The organism is Tessaracoccus zhenghani (genome assembly GCF_055326325.1).
The window spans coordinates 17,428-29,692 of the sequence record NZ_JBUZNQ010000006.1; the positions used below are offsets into that span (position 1 = coordinate 17,428).

Below are 12,265 nucleotides of genomic sequence, written 5' to 3' on the forward strand. Positions count from 1 at the left end.
TGAAGCGAGGCCGGTGGGCAGATGCCCAATTTGGGGCCCTATCCTGTGCCGATGCACCGTCTCTCCGCGCAGGACCTGCGCCGCAGCCGCACCTATCTGTGGGCCTGGTGGGCGGGCTGGTTCGTGCTCGCCATCCTCTGCGGCCTCGCGCTGGGCGCCATGCAGCTGGGCGACGACGTGGTGCGCCAACCGCTCGGCTCCGCGGGGTACGTGCTGATGGGGCTGTTTCCGGCCTGGCTCGGCACGGTGGTCACGCTCCACTGGGCTCCGCGGCTGACGTTCGCCTTCGGCGCCCTGCTCGGCGTCCTGTTCGAGGCCGCACCCGTGCACGACGACGTGCGCGGCCTCGGCTGGGCTGCCACCGTGTTCGCCGTCGCCGGGCTGGTCTGGTTCCTCTGGCGCGACTCCCGCAGCACCCCCCACAGCCCCCACGTCGTGCCGGCCAACGGGACTCAATGGGAGGGGTCGTGGGCGGCGGACGACGCGCGGATCGACGCGAAGGTCGGCGCCCTCGTCGCCGGGGCGTTCGCGCTGCTCACGCTGGTCGGGTTGGGCGTACACCACTTCATGCTGAGCGACGTTGCCGGCTTCGAGGCGCGGGCCGAGCTCGCGTCGGGCACCGTCGTGGAGCTGATCGAGGACCCGTACGAGATGGTGGTGGAGATCGGCGGGCGGGAGTTCACCTTCGAGCGGTTCTACACCGACGAGGAGCAGGCCGAGCCCCAGCCGGGCGAGGCCATCGAGGTGCTGGTCGACGGCGACCGGGCCACGCCTGTGGGCCAGGGGCAGGGGAACCCGGCCTTCGTGCTGGGGATCACCGCCGTCGCACCGCTGCTGGGTGCGGCCATCGGCCTGCGGCTGGGCACGCGTCGGTCGCGGCGTCGCACCCTGCTGGAGCGGGGCGGGCCTTCTGCGACGGTGCGGCTGCTGCGGCTCGAGGAGTTCGACGCGCTGGCGCTGCCCGTGGATGACACCGTGCCCTCGCTGCGGCTGATCAACCTCACCGGATTGCGGGAGCTGGACGCGGGGGAGGAGGACGTCGAAGAGGACCGTCCTTCGACACACCCCGCGGATGACTGGCCCGCGTCCGACGAAGACGATGGCCCAGGACTACCGGTCGGCGCGTTCGAGATCGCACAGTTCATCCGGGAGCAGGAGGCCGAGGAGTTCGACGACGAGTTCACCGACGAGGAGCGGGCCGACCTGGAGGCGTTCCTCGGGCCGCAGAGCGCCGCCAACGGCGAGCCGTTCATCCTCGTGGGCAACTGGGCGCAGGGCTCCACCGTCGCCCTGCTGCGCGAGAGCGGCGAGGTCTGGTTCGCGGAGGTCGCGGCCGGTCGGCCGGTCAAGGATCGCCGGGCCGTCGTCGAGGCGGGTGTGCCGTCGGCCGCGCACCGGACCGTCGACCGCACCATGCGGGCGTTGCCCGTCTGGGCGCACCGTAACGCCGGCTGGCTCCGCTGGGCGCTGGCGTGCGGTGCAGGGGTGCTGGCCGTGCTGGGGGTGGCATTGTTCCTCTGGGGCGAGCCCGTGGAGTGGCCGGTGGTCTTTCTGGTGTTGATGGCCGCGTCGGCGCCGTGGTCGGCCATCACATGGTCCGACGGCCGGATCTCGGCCGCCCCGGCGGGGCTGCGCACGCACGGGGTGTTCGTGGACGAGGTTTACGGGCGGGACCGGGCCACCGTCGTGGTGCCCGTGGACCATTCGGTGGCGGTGCGGTTCGAGCGGCCGGACGAACTCATCGATCTGGGGGTCGAGGTGGTGGCGCCGGGGGAGGACCTCACCGCGGAGCAGGCGGCGGAGCGGGTGAGGCTGATGATCTTCCAGGCGCCCGGCTCCGGGCGGAGCTACCGGGCGCCGGCGCCCGGATTGGTCGCCGGTGTGGGTGTGGTGCTGGTGTCGCTGTGGTTGATCTGGCCGCTGGTCGGCTGAATGAAAAAGGCCCCGGAGCGATCCAGGCAGATCGCTCCGGGGCCTTCATTCGAAGGGTTACTTGAACATCACGATGTTGTTGAACACCCACTCGTTGCTCTGCGAGAAGGTGTAGCCACCCGCAGGCTTCGCGGTTGCGGTGTACACCGTCGTCATCGTGTAGGAGCGGCACGCGCCACGGCCGGTGGCGGCAGTGTCACATTCCGTCTTCCACTGACGGCCAGCCGAGGTGAACTCGCCTGCCTGGCCGAGCGGGTTGCCCTTCCACGCAGCGCGGTCCATGTACGGGAGGTAGGTGAGGTTGTTGAACGCCCACCCCGTCTTCCGCACGAACTGGCCGTTCTCGACCTTGACCACGGTGGCCCAGATCTCGGTGCGGCACCGCTCGGTCTGCGAGTAGTCCTCACAGGTGGTCACCCACCGACGGTCGTTGAGCAGGTACGCACCGGGCTTCGTGTACGGGGCGCTCGGCACGAACGTGTCGGCGGGCTTCGTCGGGGTCGTGGTCGGCTTCACCGAGGGGGACTTCGACGGGCTCGGCGACACCGAAGGCGACGGCGACACCGAAGGCGACGGCGAGGCAGACGGCGACGGCGAGGCAGACGGCGACGGCGAGGCAGACGGCGAGGGGCTCGGCGAAGGCGACGCGGACGGCGAGGGGCTCGGCGAAGGCGACGCCTTGGCCGTGACCTTCAGCGTGAACTGCGCGGTGGCCTCGTTGTCAGCATCGTCGGTCACCGTGACGGTCACGGTGAACTCGCCCACCACCGGCGTGCCGGTGATGCGACCGGTGGAGCTGATGCTGAGCCCTGCGCCTTCGTCGGAGATGGCGTAGGTCAGCGGCAGCGACGCGTCGGTGGCCTGCACCTGGACGTCGACGGTGCCGCCCTCGACGAGGGTGACTCCTCCGATCGCCTGGATCACTGGCGGGGTGGTGTCCAACACCACCGGCGCGGTCACCGTGATGGTGAACTCGACGGTGGCCTTGTTGCCGGCCTCGTCCTCCACGGTGACGGTCACCTCGTGGGTGCCGGCAGCGGCAACCGAGCCCGAGATCGCGCCGGTGGCGGCGTCGATCGAGACACCCGCGGGCAGCCCCACGGCGCTGAACGTCAGCGCGGTGGAGACGTCATCGGTGGCTTCGATGGCGACCGAGACGGCCGCGTCGGTCTCCACCGACACGTCAGCGACGGCGGTGATCACCGGCGCGGTGGTGTCGACGGAGTCGGGCACGGCGACCTTCACCGCGAGTTCTGCGATGGACACGAACTGCATGGCCTGATCCGAGAACGCCTTGATGACGCGCAGTTGGACGAAGCGGGCCGTCGTGTCGAGGGGGATCCTCTTCACCGACGAGTCGAGCGACATCGTGCCCTCACCGATCTTGACGAGCGCATCCAGCGAGTCGCCGGCGTACAGCTCGTAGTCGGTGATCTTGCCGTTGTTGCCGCCACTCTGGCGCGGCAGCACCTCGAGGTAGGCCAGCTCCAGCGGGGTCTCGCCGACGGAGAGGTTGATGTTCAGCGGCAGCTCGACCGTGGTCTGCCACGGTGTGTGCCACATGGTGGAGGTGTTGCCGTCGAACATCTTCGACGGATCCTCGCCGGGCTGGTAGGGCAGATCGCCCACGACAGTCACCGGCACGCTGACCGCGGGGTTCTGCAGCGGCAGCAACTCGACGGTGAGCCGGGCCATGCCCTGGCTCTCACCGTCTGCGGTGGCCACCGTCACGGGCAGCGTTGCTGCGCCCGCGTCGGCCCAGTCCGGCACCGTCACGTCGAGCGAGATGGTGGTGGAGGCGCCAGCCGCCAAGTCGAAGGCGGCGGACGGTGCGGCCGTCCATCCCACCGCCGGGGTGGGGGTCAGCGTGAGGCCCGTGAGATCCTCGGCGCCGACGTTGGTCAACTCGAACTCGACGGTGTTGACGCCACGGTTGACGGTCTGGGCGGTCGAGACCACCGAGACGGGCAGGCCGCCCAGCCACTCGAGCGAGACCTGCATGTAGCGGATCGTGGAGCTGGTGCCCTCGAAGAGCAGGCCGTACGTGCCGGGCTGCGCGCCGGGGCCGTAGGCCAGGGGGGTCAGCGTGGAGTAGGACATCGAGCCGGGCTCGAACACCTTGGCGACGGACCAGGTCTGGCCGTCGTCGTAGCTGAGCTTGACGGTGCCGTTGGAGCGCGAGCCTGCGGCGGCGTTCGAGAACAGCAGCATCTTCGCCTGGGGCGAGCCCTCAGCGGCGTTCGGGTAGGCGCGGGTGATCGACGCGTTGTTGGCGGGATCGATGAGGGCGCGGTCGATGTACGCCGGCCCGTAGTTCACGCCACCGTCTTCAGAGATGGTGATGCGACGAGCCCCGGTCCCCGGGGCGCGGGAGTTCAGCATGACGCGGCCGTCGGAGAGTTCCACGGTCTTGTTCTCGTCCATGCCGGTCTCGGTGGGGTTACCCGCGTGCCAGGTGACGCCATGGTCGTCCGAGTAGACGGACACTGCACGGAGGCCGTTCTGCCCGGTGATGCCGATGGAGTACTGCTGGATGAGGCGCCCTGCGTAGTCGCCGTAGCGCAGCTGGATGCCCTCGCCGGAGGAGGCGAAGCGGGTGTACCAGTTGGACTCGTTGGTGATGCTGGGCGTGATGACGCGCGGTTCGCTCCAGGTCTCGCCGTTGTCGGCGGACTCGATCACCGCGGCGTGCATGATGTTGCGGGCGGTGGGATCGGTTCCCTCGACGGAGCCCCAGAGGCCGACGTCGTAGGACTTGACGAAGAAGTTGAAGATCTTGCCGGTCTCGCGGTCCACCACATAGGACGGATCGGAGTAGCCCATGCGGGGCGACGTCTGTCCGGCGGCGATCACAACCGGGCCGCCCCAGGTCTGTCCGCCGTCCTTCGAGATGCGCTGGACGATGGAGTTCGGGTTCGGCGAGTCGCCGCAGCCGCCGGGGCGACCGTCCCACGACGCGAGGATCCAGCCGTTGTTGGCCTGGGTCAGCGCCGGAATGCGGTGGCAGGTGAAGCCTGCGTAGCCGGCGGAGGCGAGGGTGACGTACTGGCCCTCTTCGCGCGGCGGCGGCGGGGCGTCGGTGATCGGGATCGCCGGAAGAGTCGCGGTGATGCCGGCCTGGAGGATCTGCGTGCCATCGCGGTCCGCGGTGGCGTCGAACGTGACAGTGGGGGTGAAGGACCCGGCAGCCAGGTCGGCCGCAGTGACGGTGTGGGAGGCGGTGGTGCAGGTGTTGGTGGCGCCGGCAGCCAGGCCCGCCCAACGGCAGTTCGGGGGGTTGGGCGGCAGCATTCCGGCGAGGTTCGACGTGCGGGGGAAGGCGGTGATCGACACGGTGGACAGGTTGGTGTACGTGGTGTTGAACGTCAGGACGTCACCGACGCGCACCGGGCTGCCCAGGGCGTCCGTGCGGGCCAGCGAGACCGTGAGGTACTCGACGGGCGCGGCGCTCACCGGGAGTGCGCCGTGGATGGTCACCACGACGGGGGTGCCCCCTGCAGTGGGCGTTTCCGTCCACGTCAGGTCGATGACCGCACGACCGGCCTCGGCGTCGGCAGCGGTGACCGTGTAGGTGAGCGCGGCCATCCCGGTGCGCGCGCAGTCGTACTTGCCGCCGGTGCCGCCGGGGAAGGCGGCCCAGTCGCAGCTGTTCGCATTGGTCAGCGTGGTCGACGAGGCGTCCAGGTTGCGCGCCGGGGCGGCGGCGTTGGACTCCATGCGGAGGCGGACGGTTACGACATCGCCGACCGAATACGCCGCCTTCTCTGGGCTCACAGTGCTGATGCGCACCTGGCCGTTGGTGTACGGGAGCCAGGCGCCGATCGGGGTGATCGTCACCTCGGCCTGCGCCGTCTGCGGCGCGACAAGGCCCATGAGGGCCAGGCAGAAGGCGAGGGCGGCGGTGAGCCAGAGCCTCGCGGTGCGCGTTATGTGCACGGTTTCTCCTCTTTGAGTGGGTCCCCGCATCTTATGTAAAGACGTCGGACGTCTGACCCACCCCTGGGGAGGTGACCAGGCTCGATGAGCGAAAAGTCGTCCTGAAGAATCGGTGACCCCCCGGTGCGAAGGCTCGAAAGGAGGCGTATAGTGGCGGTATCGAAAGCGATTCGTAACCCCAACGAAAGTGAAGTGATCGACAGTGACCGTCGAACGCGCAGGCCGCGAGAGCGAGATCATGTCGCGCCTCAGCGATGACGGCGCGCTCACGGTGTCTTCCCTCGCGGCGGATCTGGGGGTGTCAGAGGTCACCATCCGAGGCGATCTCCGGGCATTGGAGCAGCAAGGGATGCTCGTGCGCACCCGCGGCGGGGCCAGGCCCACCACGCTCAAATCGATCCTCCAGCGCGAACAACTCAACGTCGAGACCAAGACGCGCATCGCCGCGGCCGCGTCCGCCATGATCCGCGACGACGACGCCGTCATGATCGAGGCCGGCACCACGTGCGCCATGGTGGTGCGCAACCTCAGCGCCCGACGCGGCGTCCAGGTGGTCACCAACTCGGCGCTGGTCTTCAACAACGCCCGCATCAACGCCAACGTCAACGTCATCCTCACCGGGGGCGTCTTCCGTCGCGAGTCCGAGTCGTTCGTCGGCCCGCTCGCGGAGCGTGCGATCGGGGAGTTCAACGCCCGCATCGCTTTCCTGGGCACCGACGGGTTCTCCCCGGAGCGGGGCCTCACCACGCGGTTCGTCGAGGGCGCCCAGGTGGCCTCCACCATGCGGGACCGCGCCGAAGAAACCTGGCTCGTGGCGGACTCCACGAAGTTCGGCCAAGCCGGGTTCGTCAGTTTTCTGCCCCTGAACGGCATCACCGGGATCATCACGGATTCCGGCCTGCCCGAAGGGGCGTTGGAAGCGCTGCAAGAGCACACCCAGGTGTGCGTCGTCTAACAAGAAGGAAACCGCAATGGCAACCGTTGTAGTCATGCCGCAACTCGGCAACAGCGTCGAGTCGTGCCTGATCATTTCCTGGCAGGTCAAGGTCGGCGACGAGGTCGCTGTCGACGGCGTGCTGTGTGAGGTCGAGACAGACAAGGCCTCCATGGAGGTGCCGTCCACCGAGGCGGGCACCGTCCTGGCCATCCTGTGGGACGAGGGCGACGACGTACCCGTCAAGGAGCCGCTGGTGGTCGTCGGCGCGGCGGGGGAGGATCCCCAGCCCGCGCTCGATGCCGCAGGCTGGAAGGGCAAGGACGGCGACGCTGAGGAAGCAGTTCCGGCTGAGGCCGCGTCGGCTTCTGCGCCCGTCGAGCAGGCGCAGGCGGCCGGCTCTGCGAGCGCGCAGTCCGCTCCCGCGTCCGTCGACCAGCCGCAGGCGGCTGGCTCAGGAAACGCCGGGATGAGCCCGCGGGCCCGCACCCTGGCCAACTCCAGCAACATCGACATCGCCGCGGTCCCGCAGGGCTCCGGACCCGGCGGCCGCGTGATCGAACGCGACGTCCGGGCTGTTCTCGACGGCGGCGGCACCACGCTCGCCGCGGCCCGCGCAGGCGCGCTCCCCGGCCAGGGCAGCGGCCTCGGCGGCCGCATCGCCACGACAGACCTCGGCAAGAAGGCCCCGGCCGAAGCCCCGCAGGCCGCGCCGTTCATCTCGACCGGCGCCCGCGAATACCCCGGCCCCTCCACCGCCACCCCGGTGAAGGGCATCCGCAAGGTCATCGCCGAGCGCATGATGCACTCGCTGGCCAGTTCCGCACAGCTCACCTACACGTCGACGGCGAAGGCCGCAGGACTGCTGGCCCTGCGCAAGAAGCTCAAGGGCTCGCCCGAGGAACTGGGCCTCAACAAGGTCACCATCGGCGACCTCGTCGGCTTCGCTGCCGTCAAGGCCGCGGCCAAGAACACCCAGCACAACGGCCACCTCGAGGACGGCGTCCTCACCACGTATCAGAACGTGCACCTGGGCATGGCCGTCGACACGCCGCGCGGCCTCCTCGTGCCCACGGTGCGCAACGCCTCGCAGATGAGCCTGCGCGAGTTCTCCGCCACCAGCAAGGACCTCGCCTACCAGGCCATCGACGGCAAGATCAACCCCGACCTGCTGGCCGGGGCGACGTTCACCGTCACCAACCTGGGCGGCTTCGGCATCGAGAGCTTCACCCCGCTCCTGAACGTGCCGCAGGTGGCCATCCTGGGCGTCGACGCCATCTTCCCCCGGGCCGTCATCAACGACGACGGCACCGTCGGGGCAGAACAGCGCATCGGCTTCTCGCTCACCGCGGACCACCGCGTGATCGACGGCGCAGACGCGGCCCGCTTCCTGCAGGACCTCGTGCGCTACATCGAAAACATCGACATCACGGTCCTGGGTTGAGAAGGGGAAACGCAATGAACGAATTCGACGTCATCGTGCTGGGCGGCGGCCCCGGCGGCTACATCGCCGCGGAGCGCCTCGGCCACGCGAAGAAGAAGGTCCTCCTCGTGGAGGCCGACGCGCTGGGCGGCACCTGCCTGAACGTGGGCTGCATCCCCACCAAGGCGCTCCTCAACGCGGCCAAGACCTACGCCCACGCCAAGCACGGCGCGAAGCTGGGCGTCAACGCCGGCGACATCTCGGTGGACTGGCCAACCATGCAGAAGTGGAAGAAGCAGACCGTCGACACCCTCGTGGGCGGCGTCGGCCAGGCCGAGAAGAAGGCTGGCGTCACCGTCGTCAAGGGCCACGGCACGTTCGACGGCCCAGGCAAGGTCACCGTCGACGGCACGCAGTACACCGGCAAGCACGTGATCCTTGCCACCGGCTCGGTCCCCGTCATGCCGCCCATCCCCGGCGCCAAGGACAACCCGAAGGTGGTTGACTCCACCGGCATGCTCGCCATCGAGGAGATCCCGGCCCGCCTGGCCGTCATCGGCGGCGGCGTCATCGGCCTCGAGTTCGCCAGCCTGTTCGCGATGCTGGGCTCCCAGGTCACCGTCGTGGAGATGCTGCCGGAGATCGTGCCGTTCATGGACGACGAGCTCGCCGCGCAGCTGCGCAAGGGCCTGGCCGACGTGAAGTTCAAGCTCGAATGCAAGGTCACCGGCATCGACGGCGGCACCGTCAAGTACGAGACCCTGGCCGGCGCGGAGGAGTCCGTCGAGGCCGACGTCGTGCTGATGGCCGTGGGCCGGCGTCCCGCCGTCCAGGGCTGGGGCGCGGAAAGCTCCGGCCTGGAGTTCTCCGGCAAGGGCATCGTCGTGGACGACCGGATGCGCACCAACCTGCCCAATGTGTGGGCCGTAGGCGACGTCACCGGCCGCTCGCTGCTGGCCCACGCCGCCTACCGCATGGGTGAGATCGCCGTCGCCAACATCCTCGACCCCGAGGCGCACCGCCGCGGCGAGATCATGCGCTGGAACACCATCCCGTGGGCCGTGTACTCGGCCCCGGAGGCGGCAGGCATCGGCCTCACCGAGAAGCAGGCCGCTGCTGCCGGCTACACGGTGGCCAAGGTGGTCGTGCCGGCCTACCTGTCCGGCCGCTTCGTCGCCGAAGAGGGCGTCAAGGCGCCCGGCGCCTGCAAGCTCGTCTACGACGCCGACAGCCTCACCGTGCTCGGTGTCCACGTGCTCGGCACCTACGCCTCCGAGATGGTCTGGGGCGCCTCCGTCGTGCTCGAGACCGAACTCAGCATCACGGACCTGCGCCAGGTCGTCTTCCCCCACCCCACCGTCAGCGAACTGATCCGAGAAGCGGCTTGGGCCGCGAAGATCTGACCCCAGGAGATACACACCCATGACCAAGTCACTCATCGTCGACCCGAGCAACGTACGTTCGGCTTCGTACATCGAATCCCCCAAGGTTCCAGTCAACCAGTACAAGCCGGACTTCGACGCGGAGCTCGCCAAGTACGGCAAGCAGGGCCTCATCGACATCCTCCACGACATGATCGCCGTGCGGCAGTTCGAGACCATGCTGGACTCCATCAAGAAGACCGGTTCCTGGAACGGTGTCGAGTACGACCACCGCGGCCCGGCGCACCTGTCCATCGGCCAGGAATCCGCCGTCGTCGGCCAGGCCTCGCAGCTGAACCCGGAAGACTACGTCTTCGGCTCCCACCGCTCGCACGGCGAGATCCTCGCCAAGTGCTACTCCGCGGCCCGCAAGCTGCCCGAAGACCAGCTCGAGAACATCATGAAGCAGTTCCTGGGCGGAGAAACCCTCGGGTTCGCCGAGAAGGTGGGCTTCGAGAACCTCTCAGACCTGGCCGAGAACTTCATCCTCTACGGCACCGTCGCTGAGACCTTCGCCCGCTCCGCCGGCTTCAACCGCGGCCTCGGCGGCTCCATGCACGCCTTCTTCGCGCCGTTCGGCTCCATGCCGAACAACGCCATCGTCGGCGGCTCGGCCGACATCGCCACGGGCTCGGCGCTGTTCAAGCGCATCAACCGGCAGAACGGCATCGTGATCGCCAACATCGGCGACGCCTCCATGGGCTGTGGCCCGGTGTGGGAAGCCATGATGATGTCCGCCATGGACCAGTACCGCACCCTGTGGAAGGACGGCGTCGAAGGCAACCCGCCCATCTGGTTCAACTTCTTCAACAACTTCTACGGCATGGGCGGCCAAACCGCCGGCGAGACCATGGGCTACGACATCCTCGCCCGCGTGGGCATGGGTGTGAACCCCGAGGCCATGCATGCCGAGCGCGTCGACGGCCTGAACCCGCTCGCCGTCGCCGACGCGGTCGCCCGCAAGCGCGAGATCCTCGAGAACGGACACGGCCCGGTGCTCACCGACACCATCACCTACCGCTTCTCCGGCCATTCGCCGTCGGACGCCTCGTCCTACCGCACGCCCGAAGAGGTCGAGCTGTGGCAGGCCCACGACGGCCTCACGAACTACGCCACCTACCTCGTCGACAACAAGGTCCTCACGCAGGACGAGGTGGACGGGATCCAGGCCACGTTCGACGAGCGCCTGACCAAGATCATCGCCATCGCCACGAAGGACGACGGCTCCAGCCCCCGCGTCGACACCGCGTTCATCGAATCCGTCATGTACTCCGACGGCAACGAGCCCTCGCTGGACACCACCCGCGAGCCGGAACTCCTCCAGCCGCTGGCGGAGAACGCCCGCGCCAAGTCGCTGATCGCCAAGAGCCGCTTCTACAAGGACGCCTCCGGCAAGGTGGTCTCCAAGGCCAAGGCCTACAACTACCGCGACGCGCTGTTCGAGGCCGTCGCGCACGGCTTCGCCACGGACCCGACGCTCGCCGGCTGGGGCGAGGAGAACCGCGACTGGGGCGGCGCGTTCGCCGTCTACCGCGGCCTCACCGAGCTGCTGCCGCACCACCGCCTGTTCAACTCGCCCATCTCCGAGGCCGCCATCGTCGGCGCCGGTGTCGGCTACGCGCTCTCGGGCGGCCGCGCCATCGTCGAACTGATGTACTGCGACTTCCTCGGCCGCGCGGGCGACGAGATCTTCAACCAGGCGCCCAAGTGGCAGTCGATGTCCGGCGGCCTGCTGAAGATGCCGCTGGTCATGCGCGTGTCCGTGGGTTCCAAGTACGGCGCCCAGCACTCGCAGGACTGGTCCGCGCTCGTGGCGCACATGCCCGGCCTGAAGGTCTACTACCCCTCCACCCCGTTCGACGCCAAGGGCATGATGAACCTGGCGCTGCGCGGCACGGATCCGGTGGTGTTCTTCGAGTCGCAGCTGCTGTACGACGTGGCTGAGCAGTTCGTCGAGGACGGCGTGCCCACCGAGTACTACGAGGTGGAGGAGGGCCAGCCCGTCGTCCGCCGCGAAGGCGCGGATGTGACCATCGCGACGCTCGGCCCCACGCTGTACCGGGCCATGGAGGCCGCTGAGACGCTGGAGTCGGAGTATGGCGTGTCGGCTGAGGTCATCGACCTGCGCTTCATCGCCCCGCTCGATCTGACGGTGGTGCTGGAGTCGGTGAAGAAGACCGGCCGCCTGCTGCTGTCGTCGGACGCGGTGGATCGTGGCTCGTTCCTCCACGATGTCGCCTCCCGGGTGCAGACCTTGGCGTTCGACAGCCTCGACGCTCCGGTCACCGTGGTGGGTTCGCGCAACATCATCACGCCCGCCGCTGAGCTGGAGAAGCTGTTCTTCCCGCAGCCCGAATGGATCGTCGATGCGATCCACGAGCGGATGCTCCCGCTGAAGGGGCACACGCCCGAGTCCAACCAGACCGACGGCGAAATCGTCCGCCGCGCGAAGCTGGGCCTCTGACGTCGGTGGGCCGGGCGCCGCTCCGGTGTCGCCCGGCCCACCATCTCGCAGACCGCCCGTGACGTCGCAGACCTGGGCGTGACGTCGCAGACGGCCTGCGGGGTCGCAGACAGTCCTCTGTCTGCGACGTCGGCCGAGGTCTGCGACGTCCGACG

6 protein-coding genes are annotated in these 12,265 nt (G+C 68.8%); 5 read left to right on the forward strand and 1 reads right to left on the reverse strand.

All coding sequences use genetic code 11. The annotated features are described in order from the left end of the window. Positions 1 to 51 precede the first annotated feature (51 nt). Positions 52 to 1,932: a hypothetical protein gene (locus ACZK4S_RS12305; RefSeq protein WP_463644458.1), complete on the forward strand. Its 1,881-nt coding sequence runs from the start codon at positions 52 to 54 to the stop codon at positions 1,930 to 1,932. Positions 1,933 to 1,989: 57 nt separating this feature from the next. On the opposite strand, the gene ACZK4S_RS12310 is transcribed toward ACZK4S_RS12305, so the two are convergent. Then, on the reverse strand, positions 1,990 to 5,868 hold the full coding sequence (locus ACZK4S_RS12310) for an exo-alpha-sialidase (protein WP_463644459.1): 3,879 nt from the start codon (positions 5,866 to 5,868) through the stop codon (positions 1,990 to 1,992). A gap of 202 nt (positions 5,869 to 6,070) precedes the next feature. Between ACZK4S_RS12310 and ACZK4S_RS12315 the strand changes: the two genes are divergently transcribed. Genes ACZK4S_RS12315 through ACZK4S_RS12330 form a run of 4 tightly spaced genes read left to right on the forward strand, consistent with a single transcriptional unit; the run spans position 6,071 to position 12,110 of the window. Then, the gene (locus ACZK4S_RS12315; protein ID WP_233120790.1) at positions 6,071 to 6,823 is read left to right on the forward strand and encodes a DeoR/GlpR family DNA-binding transcription regulator; all 753 of its coding nucleotides are present in this window, start codon (positions 6,071 to 6,073) and stop codon (positions 6,821 to 6,823) included. Positions 6,824 to 6,839: 16 nt separating this feature from the next. Further along, positions 6,840 to 8,246, forward strand: a complete 1,407-nt coding sequence (locus ACZK4S_RS12320) for a dihydrolipoamide acetyltransferase family protein (RefSeq protein ID WP_463644460.1) — start codon at positions 6,840 to 6,842, stop codon at positions 8,244 to 8,246. Positions 8,247 to 8,260: 14 nt separating this feature from the next. Further along, the gene (gene lpdA, locus ACZK4S_RS12325) at positions 8,261 to 9,628 is read left to right on the forward strand and encodes a dihydrolipoyl dehydrogenase (protein ID WP_463644461.1); all 1,368 of its coding nucleotides are present in this window, start codon (positions 8,261 to 8,263) and stop codon (positions 9,626 to 9,628) included. A 19-nt stretch (positions 9,629 to 9,647) separates the two neighbouring features. After that, positions 9,648 to 12,110, forward strand: a complete 2,463-nt coding sequence (locus ACZK4S_RS12330) for an alpha-ketoacid dehydrogenase subunit alpha/beta (protein ID WP_463644462.1) — start codon at positions 9,648 to 9,650, stop codon at positions 12,108 to 12,110. Positions 12,111 to 12,265: the final 155 nt, after the last annotated feature.